Source organism: Geovibrio sp. ADMFC3 (assembly GCF_054687035.1).
In genome coordinates, this window is record NZ_BAAFZG010000002.1 from 965,299 (window position 1) to 981,281 (window position 15,983).

At 41.4% G+C, this 15,983-nt stretch carries 10 protein-coding genes; 4 read left to right on the forward strand and 6 right to left on the reverse strand.

Going from position 1 to position 15,983, the window contains the following annotated elements; translation table 11 throughout:
* Positions 1 to 2: 2 nt before the first annotated feature.
* The 3 genes from ACYRYY_RS04945 to ACYRYY_RS04955 all read right to left on the reverse strand — a co-directional run bounded on the left by ACYRYY_RS04945 (position 3) and on the right by ACYRYY_RS04955 (position 3,835).
* A complete protein-coding gene (locus ACYRYY_RS04945) occupies positions 3 to 1,523 on the reverse strand; it encodes an FAD-dependent oxidoreductase (RefSeq protein ID WP_460214432.1) in 1,521 nt (506 codons plus the stop codon).
* Between the two features lie 195 nt (positions 1,524 to 1,718).
* Entirely contained in the window at positions 1,719 to 3,173 is a 1,455-nt protein-coding gene (locus ACYRYY_RS04950) for a PAS domain-containing sensor histidine kinase (protein ID WP_460214434.1), read from the reverse strand.
* Positions 3,170 to 3,835, reverse strand: coding sequence for a response regulator transcription factor (locus ACYRYY_RS04955; protein ID WP_460214435.1), 666 nt, complete (start codon positions 3,833 to 3,835; stop codon positions 3,170 to 3,172). The genes ACYRYY_RS04950 and ACYRYY_RS04955 overlap by 4 nt, the downstream gene beginning before the upstream one ends.
* A gap of 317 nt (positions 3,836 to 4,152) precedes the next feature.
* Between ACYRYY_RS04955 and ACYRYY_RS04960 the strand changes: the two genes are divergently transcribed.
* The 4 genes from ACYRYY_RS04960 (at position 4,153) to ACYRYY_RS04975 (ending at position 10,022) form a co-directional block, all read left to right on the forward strand.
* Positions 4,153 to 5,334: an MFS transporter gene (locus tag ACYRYY_RS04960; protein WP_460214436.1), complete on the forward strand. Its 1,182-nt coding sequence runs from the start codon at positions 4,153 to 4,155 to the stop codon at positions 5,332 to 5,334.
* A 283-nt stretch (positions 5,335 to 5,617) separates the two neighbouring features.
* A complete protein-coding gene (locus ACYRYY_RS04965) occupies positions 5,618 to 7,051 on the forward strand; it encodes an aminotransferase-like domain-containing protein (protein ID WP_460214438.1) in 1,434 nt (477 codons plus the stop codon).
* Between the two features lie 96 nt (positions 7,052 to 7,147).
* On the forward strand, positions 7,148 to 8,407 hold the full coding sequence (locus ACYRYY_RS04970) for an OprD family outer membrane porin (RefSeq protein WP_460214439.1): 1,260 nt from the start codon (positions 7,148 to 7,150) through the stop codon (positions 8,405 to 8,407).
* Between the two features lie 28 nt (positions 8,408 to 8,435).
* Entirely contained in the window at positions 8,436 to 10,022 is a 1,587-nt protein-coding gene (locus tag ACYRYY_RS04975; RefSeq protein WP_460214440.1) for an FAD-dependent oxidoreductase, read from the forward strand.
* Between the two features lie 416 nt (positions 10,023 to 10,438).
* Here the strand turns inward: ACYRYY_RS04975 and ACYRYY_RS04980 are convergent, their stop codons facing one another.
* Genes ACYRYY_RS04980 through ACYRYY_RS04990 form a run of 3 tightly spaced genes read right to left on the reverse strand, consistent with a single transcriptional unit; the run spans position 10,439 to position 15,942 of the window.
* Positions 10,439 to 11,902, reverse strand: coding sequence for a class I SAM-dependent DNA methyltransferase (locus ACYRYY_RS04980; protein WP_460214441.1), 1,464 nt, complete (start codon positions 11,900 to 11,902; stop codon positions 10,439 to 10,441).
* A gap of 3 nt (positions 11,903 to 11,905) precedes the next feature.
* Positions 11,906 to 13,195, reverse strand: coding sequence for a restriction endonuclease subunit S (locus ACYRYY_RS04985; RefSeq protein WP_460214442.1), 1,290 nt, complete (start codon positions 13,193 to 13,195; stop codon positions 11,906 to 11,908).
* Positions 13,192 to 15,942, reverse strand: coding sequence for a type I restriction endonuclease subunit R (locus ACYRYY_RS04990; protein ID WP_460214443.1), 2,751 nt, complete (start codon positions 15,940 to 15,942; stop codon positions 13,192 to 13,194). The genes ACYRYY_RS04985 and ACYRYY_RS04990 overlap by 4 nt, the downstream gene beginning before the upstream one ends.
* Positions 15,943 to 15,983: the final 41 nt, after the last annotated feature.

The window sequence follows — 15,983 nt, forward strand, 5'->3', positions numbered from 1 at the left end:
CCCTATCTTTTAAGCTGTTGAGCAGCGTCAGCACCGGCAAGGCGACCTGAAGTAGCGGCAAAGCCGAAGGCGGAACCTGATGCAAAAAGTGTGTAAGTGTCACCGTAGAGACCGCCGACATCGCAGCCAACTGCGTAAAGACCTTTTATGACATTGTCTTTTTCATCAAGAGCCTGCATGCGGTCGTTGATTCTCACACCACCGAGAGACACATAGGTCATGGGTTTTATTTTGATTGCGTAGAATTTGCCTTTTTTAACAGGAAGAATCCATTTTGTATCCATCCAGAATTCATCATCCAGATTTTTCTCTTTGTGGTTGTTGTAACGCTCAACTGTCTGTTTCAAAACGGCAGGTTCAATATTGATTTTTTTGGCAAGTCCTTCAAGGGTATCAGCATAAACTGCGTTGGGGTTACCAGCTTTCTCTGAATCCTCAAACTCTTTTTTGAGATTTGTAAGCTTTGTCCCGATGGGAATAATTACGCCTATTCCCGCTTCGATACCGTCTTTTTCAGCATATTTGTCAAAGGTGTCCTGATCAAACACAACCCATGCGTAACTGTCAGGCTGGCGGTACACAATATTTGAGGCATGGGTGAAACTGAAAACCGCAGTTTCGTCAACAAACCTTTTGCCGTATTTGTTTACCCAAAGAGCAGGCTGCCAAACCATTGTGAAAAGATTGCCGAATGGAACTACGCCTGGACCGTCGGTCCCCTGGTGGGTCATAAGTCCCCAACCTTCTGTTGAAGCACCTACCTCCATAGACATATTTATGCCGTCACCGGTTTTTTTGAGGGGTACGGTGGATGCCACCTTTGTGCTGTCAAACCTTGTATATTTATCAATCATAGCTGGATTATTAGTGAATCCGCCTGTGGCGATAATAACGCTTTTGGCGTTTACTATAACCTTATTGCCTCTTGCATCCTCTCCTTCAACACCTGAGACAACTCCGTTTTTATAGATCAACTTCTTGCCGGGAGTTTCATAGAGAACCTTTATACCTAGCTCATTACCAACATCAAGCATCCTGTTTACAAGAGCAGCTCCGTGAATATAGTTTTTGTAATCCTTAACAAGATGCCATACGGGTGAATCCGCATACGACATTTTAATAGCATCAAAGCCAACACCAAGACTTTCAAGCCATCTAATTGTAATATCCGACTCGTCCACAAACTGTTTGAGAAGAGCGGCGTTTGTAGTGTAATGGCCGTACTCCATTATTTCCTTATAAAACTCTTCTTTTGAAATGTCCTGCGCATCGTCTCGCAACTGCTTAGTGCCTATGGCAAACAGCCCTTCAGCATAGTTGGATGTGCCGCCCGCTACGGGCATTTTTTCAAGCACTATCACCTTTGCACCGTTCTGAGCTGCGGAAACAGCGGCGGTAAGACCTGATGAACCGGCACCTATAACAACAACATCTGTGTTGAGAACTCTGTCCTTTGCAAAGACCTGCCCGAAAGACAAAGCAAGCATCATGCAAACCGCAAAAACCTTAACAAAAATTTTCATAAATAAACCTCCAGAAATTTAAGGCGGAATGTGAATAAAAAATCCGTCCGAAAGAAATATTAAAGCAGAGGTAATAATTTATGAATCAGGTCAGATACCGCTTAATCAGCAGAATAGTTTTGGTTTTCATTACGGTTGTTTACACCTGAAAAGCGAAGAAGAATTTTGGAAAAGATTAAGTAGAATTACCGGAACTTATGAATCAAAGCTGATGGAGACCACTGTTCCTTTTTTACTGTTACCTATGCACAGTTCCGCACCGATTACCGAAGCCCTGTAGTGCATTATACGGAAACCATGCCCTCCGTTTGATGAACCGTTCAATCCTTCACCGTCATCACAAATGGAAATGACATTCTTCCCTTTGCACTCTTCAGACTTTATACTGATTTTTGTACACTTACTGTGCTTGACAGCATTATTAACGGCCTCTTGAACTATAAGAAACAGATGGTTCGCCTTAGATTGATCCTCAAATTTCATGACACCTTCTGTTTCAAAAATGCATTCAATATTGTAAGTTGCTGAAACTCCCACAGCAAGACGTGCGAGGGAATCCGAAAGATCCTCACTTCCGCCGTGTATCGGATAAATACTGTAAAGAATACTGCGCATAAGCGTTTGTGTTTCTCCGGTGTACCTCACTATTTTTTCTGTTATTGAATATTCCTTTGCCATGTTTTTATCAATCATGCTCAATAGACTTGAGGACATCATCGACACGGCTGTGAGCATCTGCCCCAGACGGTCATGCAGGTCATAGGCAATTCTCTGTCTTTCGTTATTGCTTAATTCTACAATCTGCGTCTCAAGAAGCCTGCGGTCGGTAATATCGCTCACAACCATGACAATCGACAGAATAGCCCCTCTGCTGTCAAGGACAGGTTGAGCAAAAGCTGCAAGAGTTCTGTCCTTGTAACTGAGCTCACATATTTTTTTTATCTTTTCGGCTATCGCTTTTTCAAGAATACATACGGAACAGTTTCTCCCCATACCCGGACATACAGATACACAGCTTTTGCCTTTCATACGTGACATGGGAATATTAAACAGACCGGATATGATTTTATTTGCCCATATAACCTTTTTGTCCGGATCAAAATATATCACCCCTTCACTCATGGCGTTCAGGATTATACTTTTTTCCTTTTCTGATTTTAAGAGTGCATCATTGGCGTTTACAGCGTCTGAAATATCCATAACAAAACCGACTCCGGCAATGTATCTTCCTGAGCTGTCGTATTCCGCTCTGGCGCTGTGGATTACGTTTATGACCTCTCCTGTTTTTTTAAGCATACGCCATCTCTTTTTCCTGATACAGCCCTCCTTCCGGAAACGGATAAACTCTTTTATATGCTCCTCCACCTGTTCATAATCGGCAAGAATATCCGCAAAGTTGTAACCGATAAGCTCATCAGAAGAATAACCGGTGACTGTTTCAACACCGCCGGAAAGACCTGTAATATTGGCATTCTCATCAATAGTCAGTTCAAATACCGGCACGTCATCAAAGGCCAGCATCTTGCATTCTTCGTGTCCGAGAAGCTCATTGTAGGCATTTTTAGCGGCTATAAGCTCCTGCTTCAGATACGTTCTTGCGGCAGAACCGTTTTTTGAGTCTTCATCGTTTAATGCATCTTTTTTTTTCATAGTACATTTCTCAAACGTACCCACTTTATTGCGTACTTTGTTAATTCGCAGGCGTTTTCAAGTCCCAGTTTGTGTTTTATGCTTTCTCTGATCGAGTCGATGGTTTTTATGCTGAGATTGAGATTCCCTGCCATATGTTTTGAAGAAATGCCTTCCCCTATATATTGAAATACCTGAAACTCTCTGTCCGAAAGAGTTTCCACCACATCCGCATCGCTTTTGCACTTAGAATTCAAAGCTTTGTTAACCACATACTGGGTCATTCTGGGGCTGAGATACATTTTCCCGTTAACAATCTGGCGTATGGCGCTTATTATAACTGATGGCTTCTCGCTTTTCATGATATAGCCAGAGGCCCCTGCGCGGATGCTCCTTTCGGCGAAAATAAGCTCATCGTGCATTGACAGTACAAGTACATGAGTATCAGGATACCGTGCTTTTATGCTTTTTATGAAATCAAGCCCGTTTGAATTTTCTAAGGACAAATCCACAATAGCAACATCGGGATGAATCTCGAAAAGCCTGTTCACGGCAGATGGTGCGTCTGTGGCGGTGGCGCACACCTCCATGTCGTGTTCCTTACTGATGAGAATATTAAGACCTTCAAGAAGAATTGCATGATCATCGATCAAAAAGATCGATGCCTTTTTAGCTGAACTCATACTCACCTCAAAATAAAAAAAAATTAATGGCTGGCAGTAGAAATTTTACTCATATCTGCATATCTCAATAATATGAGTAGGCATATACTTCTTTCAACTTAAAATAAAAGCACCGGAAAAGAACAATAAGAACATTAAACTAAAAATATTCTATATATAAACACTTTATCGTTATAAGCCATAGCAGGTCCCATAACAAAAACAGTAAAACTACCTAAGTAAATTCACCTTACAAATTGCAGAAAACCTGCTGATTCACTGCTCCTATTTCCGATGATATTATTAACATATTTTATTAACTTCCTCAGGGGCGGAGCATGCCGATAAAAACGGACAGTAACAATTTTATTGTGCTTTTCATTGTAAACTTTGTCATAACCTTCTGTTTTTCCGTAAATGACATATTTTTCCCCCTTTATTTAGGCTCCTTCTCTCACGAAGCTGTGACTTTCGGTCTGGCATTCAGCCTCTATTCCTTATCAAAAATAGCTCTGACACCTCTTACAGGAAAGCTTCTCGATAAAACCGGAGCGGAAAAAGTCCTTCTCTTTTCACTGTTTGCGTATACGGCTGTCTCCTGCTCATTTTACTTTGTTCATGACGCAGTCACGACACTTGGCTTAAGAATACTCCAGGGAGCGGCATGCGCTATGTTCCGACCCGTTATTTACTATCTGCTTAATTCGGATTCCGAAGGGCAAAAAGGTCGGACTATGGGAAATTTTGATCTGTCATTTTACTCGGCTCTGGCGGTTGCGCCCATCTCCGGAGGATTCCTGATAAGCAATCTGGGATTTTCGGGAATATTCCTCTTGATGTTCTTTTGCTGTCTGTCGTCAGCAGCATTGTTTATTTGCTGCTTCAGGAAAAGCAATAAGACCGGACAACAGAAAAAAATAAGTCCTCCGGGGAATATTTCCTCCGAATTTTCCGTAAACCTCATAATGTTTTACATATTCTGCCGCAGCTGGGGCATATCAACCGTGGCTGTTTTTCTGCCGCTCATTCTCCATGATGCAGGCATGGGTATCGGCAGAACAGGAATAATCATAGGGACAACAACGGCTGTTACTGCTGTTACACTGCCGTTTACTGGCAGGCTTGCAGACTCGGTGCGCAAGGAGACGCTCATTTTGACAGGCGGGTTAGCAGTGTCCACCCTTCTGCCCTTTTTTGCTGTAATTTCAGATTACCGCCAGCTTATAATTCTTGCCGCAGCAAGCGGTTTTTTCAGCGCTGTTTCACAGCCTGCCAGCTCTGCACTGATGCTGGAACGCACTGATAAAAGTGTACTGGGACAAACGGTAGGAAGATTTGGACTGTTCATGGGGCTCGGTTCTGCATCTGCACCTGTATTGGGTTCCATGCTTTTCCACACAGGAAATATCAAAACATCTTTTTTCGTATCAGCAGCTCTGGGAACCGCAGCCTCTCTTATGTTTCTGTTGTCGGGTCAAGAACAGGGCGATAATCCTGCCGCAAAAAGAAAGTATTTATAAGCAGAATTTTCTCGTTATATCAACGGAGGAACTTCAAGTCCGATCTTAGTCTTCTGCTCCGCAGAAAACTGATGTCTCTTTTTACTTATGTGGACCTACTATTTTTCTAAGTATTTTAATTCAAAAAGCACTAAGAAATCTGCTCTCACTGTTTAAATTCATCGATCCACAATATAATCCCATATCTGGCAAGTATTAAAATCAGAATCTGGTCATTGATGGAATCAAATTAATTATTATTCTATAATATAAACATGAAAATAAGCTCTACAAAGGCGCTTAAATGTTGGGAAATTGTTTTATTAATATTGATTCTGATATGTCTGCTTACGAGCAAATTGCCCATAATATAGGCAAACAAATCAGGGACGGCAGATTGGTTTACGGCGAAAAACTCCCGTCTCAGCGGGATCTTTGTTCAATCTTTGGCGTTAGTCGCCCGACTATTATAAAAGCTCTGGAAATCCTTGAGTCAGAAAATATAATCAAAATTGAAGATAAAAAAAGGGCGGTAGTCTGTTCTGACCCTTATAACGAAGATAAGAACAAAGTCAACTGGAAGCAATACACATGTGCAGCATATAGTCATTCTCTGCCATGCTCTTACAGAGCCGTAAGTTATCTGAGGAGTAACCCCAATGTAATAAACCTGTATGAATGCACATTCGGGAAAGACTTCTTTCCCGATAAGCCGCTCAGGGAAGTTATGAAATATGTTGGCGAAGATATGCATAAGATCATTCACCACAGCAGTCTGGATATACGAGGCACTCTATCACTCAGGCAGGTTATCTGTGACCACCTTACCCAAAAAGATATATATGTGAAACCATCTCAGGTACTTATATGCAATAACCTGCAAAATGCATTTAAGACAATATTTGATTCTATATGTAATCCGCATATAAATTTTTTTATTGAAAATGAGTCTATCTTTCTTTTTGACCAATCTGCTCCGGAAACATTAAATTTTCAGCCAATTAAAATGGATCGTGAGGGCATGATACCGGAAGAAGTTGAACATTATCTGCGTATTAGAAAAAAAGGCATATTGATGCTGGACACCGATTACGGAATGCCCACAGGTATAACTTATTCAATGAAGAGAAGGAAAAAGATAATTGATATTTCTGCTGCGTATAATCTTCCTATCATTGAAAGTAATGTAGTGAGTGACTGCTGGCACACCACTCCCCCCCTTCCGACATTAAAATCAATGGATTTAAATAATAATATTATATATGTTTTCTCTCTTGCCAGACCGTTCATGTCAATGCCTATGACTGCTATTGTTGTTGCGGAACAGCTTATGCCGTCACTTCTGAATGTAAAATTAATGAATGATGAATATACAGATGTTATCCCTCAGATTGTTATGGAAAAACTTCTGAGTAAAGGCATATATACCTCTTATATGGACGAAATACGCCCAATGATTATTGAGCGTTGTGCAAAAGTCGATGAGCTTCTCAAAAAATACTTTACGGGTATTGCTCAATGGGAGAAACCTGATCGTGGTGTAAACTGCAGGCTCAACTTCGGACATAACATGAAGCATTGTTTCAAAAAGCTGCTGAAAGACAATATCCTGCTTTATCCTCCCGAGATATTCGGGAGTGATAATAATTTTATCTGGTTCTGCTACACCGGAGTATCTATAGAAAAGTTGGATTTTTCCCTGTCAAAAATGGCTTATTATATTAAGAATAATACCTAGGATATACCTATCTGGTAATCCGTCAAAGTACCGTCTGGATATTGTAAACTCCTCCTATAAAATCGTAATTGTTATTAATTTTACAGGAGGATCAAGATGAAAAAAATCTCTTGGTACAAGCAAAAAAGCATTACCGGTATAATGCTTACTGCAGCAGCCCTCTTATTTTCATTAAATGCTTTTGCGGCAAATAACTTCAAAGAAATGTTTAATGAAAGTACAGTGGAAGGCCAGCTCATTTATCGTTATCAAAATCTTGAAATTGCCGAAGGCATAAAAGATGGCTCTGATAGTGCAGTGGGCGGCATGTTAAGTGTAAATACAGGCAGTCTTCATGGTATCAGCCTGGGAGTGACTTTCGGCACTGCCAATGACATGTTCAGCAATGACAATGATGGAGCCTATGGTCTATTGCAGGAAGATCATGAAGGTTATGCAACCCTTAAAGAATACTATATTCAAGGGGAATGGTTAAAGACAGCAATAAAATACGGGGCTCAACATATTAACACACCATGGGCAAACGGCGATGAGTACCCGTGGTTTCTGCCTATAACCTACAGAGGCCTGTCTGTAATCAACAGAGGTCTCAGCAATACAGAAATTCATGGTTATTATCTCACAGATATTTCAACTCCGAACTCTGATGAATTTGTTGATATTTCAAAAAATGTCAGCTCTGGTGCCGATAGCAATCCGCTTATTATCGGAGGGATAAAATACGCTTTAGATTCAGAATCTTACATTTTTAATGCGCAAGGCTGGGGTTACCATGTAGATGATTTTATTGATATGAGTTACGTGGACTTAAATGTCGGAAAAAAGTTTGGTCCATGGACAGCTTATATCAAACCTTCATACCTAACTCAGAAATCTGCAGGAGATGAAATACGCGGGGATTTCGACACATATCAATATGGAGTAGTGGCCGGTACAGAAGCGTACGGATTTAATGCAAGCCTCCACTACTCTGAAACAGGTGATGATAACCTATTCAGAGGATGGGGACACAGTTCTGTGGTTCCTGCACAGTTTCTTGTATCAGAAAGAGCCGAAGAAACAGCATATATGGCTTATGCCGGCTACGCATTTGATGCTATAGGCATACCCGGTCTTTACGCAGCAATCACCTACGCATCATTCGACACGCCGGATTCAGGCACTAACTCTTCTTCCGATGCAGATGAAATCGACTACAACGTTATGTACGATTTTAATGACAATATCCTCGGCGGTGCCCTTAGCGGCCTGCACCTTGAAGTCAGATATGCAGACATAAACTTTGACTCAGACCCTGACATGACAGAACTTCATGTTTTAGCAATATATTCTTTCTCTTTTGGAGGAGAAAAATAGTTTTTAATAAATCAAACAGGAGATAAAAATGTTAAAAGTAACAAAATTTATTTTAATCGCATTTGTCGCAGTGCTATTGAGTTCAAGCTTCTCTTTTGCAGAAGACTTACGTGCTGACGTTGTTGTAATCGGTGCAGGTACATCCGGCACTTCCGCAGCTCTGTCTGCTGTCTCAAACGGAGCAAAAACTATTCTTATTGAAAAGGCTCCTTTCCCTGCAGGTGCAGGCACTTTTTCAGGCGGTATGTTTGCTGCCGACAGTTCTCAGCAAATTAAAGAACAAAAAACCGTAGACAAAGAATGGCTCTTTGAAAAATTTATGGTGGAAACAAATTATCTTGCTAACGGTCGTCTTGTTAAGAGAATCATTGAAAATGCTGGTAAAACAGTTGATTTCCTTAATGAAAATGGTGCTGAACTTGCACTCGTTCCGGCAGGGTCAGGTGGTCAGTACTGGCACGTTGGGACACCGGATACACTCCACGGTTACCAGAATGGAGGAGGATCAAAAAATATCGGACGTCTTCAGGCTACATTCAAAAAGAAAGGCGGAACTCTTCTTTTTGAAACAAAGGGCTTAAGAATTCTCCAGGATAAAGAAGGCAAAATAGCAGGAATAGTTGCCGAAGATGCTGACGGTAACGAATTCAATATCTATGCAAAAGCAGTCATCGTGGCAACAGGCGGTATGGGTGCAAACAAAGTAATGGTTGAAACATACACAGGCTATAAAAATCCACCGCTGTCACCAATTCAAATGGCACAGGGCGAAGGACTTAAAATGGCATGGAATGCAGGAGCTAAACAAGGCCGCGTTATCGGTCAGTGGTTTGCTTTAAATCCTAACCATAAAAAGAAAACACCTCTTGGCGGCGACTTCATACTTTGGCTCTTCAGTGATGCGCCTGTTCTCAAAGTCAATAAAGACGGCTACAGATTCTTTAGAGAAGACCATTCATCTGAATTTGCTATCGTTGCAAATGCTTATATGCAACAACCTGATTATGTAGGCTGGCACGTATTTGACCAGAGTGTTGTTGACAACATGAAAAAGCACGGACTCAAATACCTTATGAACAAATATGGATATTGGAAATACACTGACTTAGAATTCTATGAGTTCAATGAGAAAAACAACCTCAAGGAACTTGCTGACATCTTTGAAGCTCCATACGATATCATGCCTTACGTAAAAGACGCTATCAAATCAGAAGCTTTTGTTGTCGCTGATACTATTGAAGAACTTGCAAAGAAAATGAACATTGACCCTGCAGTTCTGACAAAAGAAATAAAAAGATATAATCAACTTGCGCATGAAGGAGAGGATGTGGACTTTTATAACGCTCCTCAGTTCCTCTTCCCCGTGGAAAAAGGTCCTTTCTATGCTTTTTCTAACATAGCAAGAAGCCTTGGAACACTTGGCGGTGTCGAAGTTAATGAAAATCTTCAGGCTCTTGACGATAACAATCATCCTATCAACGGTCTATATGTTGTTGGTAACGATGCAACAGGCATGTACGGAGCCAGCTACATAGAACTGGAAGGTGCGACACTTGGTTTCGCATTCACATCAGGTAGACTGGCGGGAGAACATGCTGCAAAAATGACTAAATAAATTTCCACTTCTCAGATTAAAGGAGTGCCCTGTTGTGGGGCACCCCTTTTTATAATAAGCTCCCCCACGGAGTAGACATTCCAAATTTAAAGTTTTTCCGGCAAACCAGATTTTCCCTTGTGACTATTTTGTGATCAAATTTTAGTAAAAAATGTTTCTGATAAACGAACTATCAACTTCATAATATATTGTTAATAATACAATTTAATCTAACATTACTTACTGTTCCATAGCCATAAATCTACAATTCGATTCCCGCAGCCGCTGATTTTGAGTTACTTGTTTATCAATAGTTTACAATAATATATACATTTTTTTAGCGTTCTTGTTCCATTATGTTCCAAAAACATTCTCTAAAATCCACATAATCTTGAGGTACTTATGATGGTATGTTATCTTTTATTAAAAGAAGATACCTATTCCCCCAGTTCCTCTACTATGCTGCTGAACTGCTCCAGTGCATTCTGGAGATTTTCGACAATTTCCTGAGCGAGAACTTCCGGTGCCGGAAGGTTGGCTGTATCCTCTAAGCTTTCGTCTTTCAGCCAGAAGATATCTAGGTTTACCTTGTCCCGTTGGATGAGTTCGTCATAATCAAAGCATTTGAAACGTTCTGTTTCCGTTCTGCCGCCGAAGCGGTTTTCTGGGTGGTAGCAAGCAATAAAGTCTTCAAAGTCCGCAGAAGAGAGCGGATTTTGTTTTAGTGTAAAGTGTTTGTTTGTGCGGAGGTCATAAATCCAGATTTTCTTTGTCCAAGGCTCCTCACGTCCTTCCTTGCGGTCGAAAAAGAGTACATTAGCCTTTACCCCTTGCGCATAGAAAATACCTGTAGGGAGACGAAGAAGAGTGTGTACATCACATTCCTGTAATAGCTTCCGGCGAATTGTTTCACCTGCGCCACCTTCAAAAAGTACGTTATCCGGTACGACAACAGCTGCACGTCCGTTAATTTTCAGCATAGACTTGATGTGCTGCACAAAGTTAAGCTGTTTGTTGGTTGTGGATGCCCAGAAATCGTCACGTTCGTATGTAACAGAATCTTTGTCTTCTTTGCCTTCTTCATTGATGATTTTGATACTGCTCTTTTTGCCGAACGGCGGGTTTGTGAGTACCATATCAAAACGGTCGGCAGGCAGGCTGATTAGTGAGTCTGCAACGTTTACTGGTGTACGTTCAATACCTATGCCGTGGAGGTAGAGGTTCATAATGCAGAGGCGTGCTGTGTTGTCCACAAGCTCCCATCCGGTGAATGTTTGCTCCTGCAAAAATCTTTGCTGGTCACGGTCGAGAATGTACCCGCCCTTTTTGGTGATGTAGTCATATGCACCGAGGAAAAAGCCGCCTGTTCCACATGCGGGGTCACATATTGTTTCTCCCGGAGCTGGCTTCATAACCTCTACCATCGCCTGAATAACAGCACGAGGGGTAAAGTATTGCCCTGCACCGCTCTTTGTGTCCTGAGCGTTCTTTTCCAGTAACCCTTCGTAAATGTCACCCTTAACATCTACACCAAGGCGAAGCCAGACTTCTTCGTTTATGAGTTTAACAAGTCTTTCCAGTAAGGCAGGGTTCTGGATTTTGTTTGTTGATTTTCGGAAAATATCGCCAAGCATCCCCGGCTGTTTTGATAGAGTTTCAAGAGTATGTTTATAGTGCATTTCAAGAGCATCGCCTGACTTGCTAACCAGTGATGTCCAGTCATATCCATTCGGAATCTTATTCTCTTTATTCAGCGGAGGCAAAGTCTGTTCATATGTCATTTTCAAAAAAATGAGGTAGGTGAGCTGTTCCACATAGTCACCATAGCTTAATCCTTCATCACGAAGCAGGTTACAAAAATTCCAAACTTTATTTACAATTGCTCTGGTTTCCGGTGACATAATCTATTGCCTCTTTCTTGTTTTCTTTGTTGACTGAAATGCTTCTTTTTCTGCTTTGATTCGCTCCAGCAAAACTTCTGCTGGTTCATCATCAGGATTCTGGGGGACGAGCTTACCTGTAAATGCATACTCAAGGATTTTGGACTTTAGAGCCTGAGCTTTTTTCAGTTCTTGTTCAACAGTTTCAAGGGCTTTGTTGGCAACGGAGAAAAACTTTTCAATCTTTGTAACTATTTGTCTTTGTATTAAAACATTTGGCACTTGTATTTTTGATGTTTTTATTTTCTTTAAAGTTAATCTGGTAATTGCAACACCAGCAATATTTTTAAACATCTCGTCTCTGGCTATTCTTGAATTCAAGAAAAATGTAAGAAACTCAGGCAATAGTTTATTTTCATCTGGACGTAAAACACATACGCTAGAAAGGAGAGAATATTCTTCGTTGAGAGTATTTATACATGCTCTTCCAGTTGTTGCCCCATCTTTAATGTACAGCACATCCCTATATTTGACATCACATCTCGAGTAAATTTCATCATGGTCTTTCTTTGAAATATAGGTAATGTTGTCCAAATCCAATGAATATTCTTTTATATTTTTTGCTGTAATATATTTATAGTCTCCATTAGGTTTATTTACTGGAGAATGATGTGTGCCGTCAGTAATTTTTATACAACAGTCACTTAAATTTATCTCTTGCCAAACACAATCAGATTTAATGAGTGAGCCTTCAAATGCAGCTTTCAGGACGGATTGTTTGTAGCGTTTGAGCTGGGCTTTTGTTTTTTCGAGGGCGGCGATTCCGGCATCGAGGCGAGAAAAAAGAGCCTCAATCTTCTCCACAATCCGCTTCTGCTCCGTCAGAGGGGGGAGATGAATTGAAATAGACTTTACTACGTCTCCTGTTATTGCGTTGAACGTTGTACCAGTTCCCTTACCTGAAAGTTCAGGCTCGATTTGCTTAAAAAAATAGTACACATACATATAGTCAACAATTATTGGGCGTACAGCTGCGAGACCTCTCCCAATGCAAGATTTATGCAAACTCAGATTTGTTGGACCAACAGGGGCACGAACACTAAGCAGTATGTCATTTTCAAGAGCAATTTTATTTGGTTGATTGCACCACTTTCTTGGAGTAGGTGATTTTTTACCAAATTCTGTTTTCCCTTGGTAGAATGGTAACCCATCACCATCGTCATTGTATGTTTCTGAAGGAGGGGACTGTCCAAGTACAATCTCCGAAATTTCTATCAGCTCTGTCTCTACCCAGCCCTTTGGCAATTCATTCACGCTACCAATACCCCGTTAAGTTCGTTAATCAACTCTTCCAGTTTTTCGCCAAACAGATCGTACGCTCCGAAAAGCCCGCCTTTGCCGCTGAAAGCGGGGAGTTCCAAGTCGTTCCTTGTAATCTCAGCGTTGTTGGCGATGTGACTTTTAATAAGCTCCAGCCACTCAAGCTGTTCTGCGGTAAACTCTATACCACTTTCCTGCTGCTGTTGCACCCAGTTTTCAAAGCGGATTTCAACAAGCTCAGGGAAAGGCATAAGTTCATTGTCTTTATGAAGAGCATAACGGACAAGGCTGATGATATTGGTGAGAATCTGAAATGAGGGCTTGCCCTTTACCTTGCTTTCTTCCAGAATTCTATAAGCATTCCACAAATTTTCCTGATTAAGCAGATACGGAGGCTTCTGTATCTTTTCTGCCAGCTCTTTCACAGAATCGTATGTTATATGCCTTTGGGAATAAGGCTTGCTGAAGTAAACTTGCAGGGCGGTTATTTCGTCTTTATTTTCTTCTATAAATTCAGAAAATCTTTTGACTATTTTTTCAGCTTTCTCTTTTGCTTCTGTGCTGAATCCTGCTTCCAGCGTTTCATCTATACTTACTATGTCGATAATGATTTCTGTCTGTTTCTTAATTTCGACCAATGCTTTTCTGAAATCCGGATCGTCAAGCGGTGCGCAGGCAGTGTTGACTAAATCTTCCCGCACTTTCTCCACTTGCTTTTCCGAGGGGTCTTCACCATATAACTCTTTTGCTTTTGCAATCTGGACATCTTTGTCCATAGCATCCACAAGATTTCTGCCAAGCTCCTGAATGCCTGTGCCGAAACTTATTTTAAATTCTTCTCTTTGCTTAGGCGTCAACTCTGCATCCAGCTTTGCCAGCCTGCCTGCGAGGGTCTGTAATGTGTCGTCATCACGAACGAACACTACACTTTCCAAGAGTTTCTCAAAAGAAACACCCTTCTTACGCTCCATACTGCTCATGTTTGTTTTGTCTGACTCGCAAACGCCTACAGCATCCACAATTACAAAGTGAGTCTTTTTTTCCGCATCGCTGGTTACTGCTTTCAGGTCGTTGTCGTCAATAACCCTTGTACCCCTTCCCTTCATTTGCTCAAAATAGTTCGCCGAACGCACATCACGCATAAAAAGCAGAACTTCCAGCGGGCGGACATCCACTCCTGTTGCAATCATATCAACTGTTACAGCTATTCTCGGATTGGTAGAGTTGCGGAAACTCTGCAATATTTCTTTCGGGTCTTCTCCGCTTACTCTGTATGTAATCTTTTTTGCAAACTCGTTCCCTTTGCCAAATTCCTCACGAACTATACGGACAATATTTTCAGCGTGGTTGTCATCTTTTGCGAAGATGAGCGTTTTAGGCACCATTGTTCTACCGGGCATAATCTCTGTGAAGAGTTTTTCTTTATATGTTCTGATCACTGTGCGAATCTGGTCTTGAGCCACTACCGAGCGGTCTAACTCGTTATTTCTATACACAAGGTCTTGATCAAGAATTTCACCGCGTTTTTCACGGGTCTTTTTATTCATTACATCAACAGTGTTTTTTGCTTCGACCTTGCTCCCTGTTTCAGTGATCTGAGTTCTGATGCGGTATACTTCGTATCCTACATTCACACGGTCTACCACTGCTCTTTCGTGGGAGTATTCCATAACCAGATTCTTGTTAAAGAAACCCATAGTCTGTAAAGACGGCGTAGCCGTGAGACCAATAAGAAATCCGTCAAAATACTCCAGCACCTGCCGCCAGAGGTTATATATTGAGCGGTGGCACTCGTCAGTTACGATGAAGTCATAATGCTCAATAGGAATAGCCGGGTTGTATTCAACATCAAACTGCTTGTCAGATGCTATTTCACCAGCGGAGTTCTCTTCATTTTCCTCAAGAAATTCTTCATCACCTTTCAGCATTGAATACAGACGCTGGATGGTTGTTATGGTTACTTTGCATACATCATCAATGGTGTTGCTTTTGAGCCTCTGGACATTATATAGCTGGGTGAATTTGCGTCCGTCATCGGGCGTTGTATAATTCTGAAACTCTTTTTCTGCCTGCTCGCCAAGGTTCTTTCTGTCTACCAGAAAGAGTATACGCTTTGCCCCTGCAAATTTTATAAGGCGGTATATGAATGTTATAGCTGTGAAGGTTTTACCGCTTCCTGTAGCCATCTGAATCAGCGCTCTGGGGTGGTTTTGTGCAAATGATTTTTCAAGGTTTGTAACAGCTTCGATCTGGCAGTCACGCAAGCCGTTTATGTTGAGTACAGGCATTTTGCGTAGACGTTCTCTAAGGGGTTTTTCTTCCTCTGCCCACTTTTTCAAAGTTTCTGGCTTATGAAACCAGTGAACACGTCTGGAGCGGTAATCAGGCTCTTTTTCATTACGAAAAAAAGTCTCAACACCTGTGCTTTCATATGCGAATGGGAGGGGGCTGTAGTGCGGTATATCATCAGGGAAAATTTTCATGTAGCCGGCGGACTGAAATTCTACACCAGAGAGAGTTTTACCCACTGCTTTGGCTTCAATCACTCCAACTGCTTTACGATTGACAAAGAGGATGTAATCCGCCTTCTTGCTGTCCTTCATCAACATTTCACGTACAGCTACACCGAGAGAAGCACCGAGATTAATTTTGTCCTTCGACTGAACTTTCCAGCCGGCCTTTTTCAGCATTTCGTCAATTTTGATTCGAGCCTGCTGCTCCGGATTTATATTTTCAACCATAGCTCACCCCAATTAGATCAACCGCACCACATATTAAAGCA

Excerpts from the sequence above, each read along its gene's own strand:
- ACYRYY_RS04970 (WP_460214439.1), top strand. The coding sequence starts at position 7,148 with ATGAAAAAAATCTCTTGGTACAAGCAAAAAAGCATTACCGGTATAATG.
- ACYRYY_RS04980 (WP_460214441.1), bottom strand. The coding sequence starts at position 11,902 with ATGTCACCGGAAACCAGAGCAATTGTAAATAAAGTTTGGAATTTTTGT.
- ACYRYY_RS04960 (WP_460214436.1), top strand. The coding sequence starts at position 4,153 with ATGCCGATAAAAACGGACAGTAACAATTTTATTGTGCTTTTCATTGTA.
- ACYRYY_RS04945 (WP_460214432.1), bottom strand. The coding sequence starts at position 1,523 with ATGAAAATTTTTGTTAAGGTTTTTGCGGTTTGCATGATGCTTGCTTTG.
- ACYRYY_RS04950 (WP_460214434.1), bottom strand. The coding sequence starts at position 3,173 with ATGAAAAAAAAAGATGCATTAAACGATGAAGACTCAAAAAACGGTTCT.
- ACYRYY_RS04975 (WP_460214440.1), top strand. The coding sequence starts at position 8,436 with ATGTTAAAAGTAACAAAATTTATTTTAATCGCATTTGTCGCAGTGCTA.
- ACYRYY_RS04990 (WP_460214443.1), bottom strand. The coding sequence starts at position 15,942 with ATGGTTGAAAATATAAATCCGGAGCAGCAGGCTCGAATCAAAATTGAC.
- ACYRYY_RS04965 (WP_460214438.1), top strand. The coding sequence starts at position 5,618 with ATGTTGGGAAATTGTTTTATTAATATTGATTCTGATATGTCTGCTTAC.
- ACYRYY_RS04955 (WP_460214435.1), bottom strand. The coding sequence starts at position 3,835 with ATGAGTTCAGCTAAAAAGGCATCGATCTTTTTGATCGATGATCATGCA.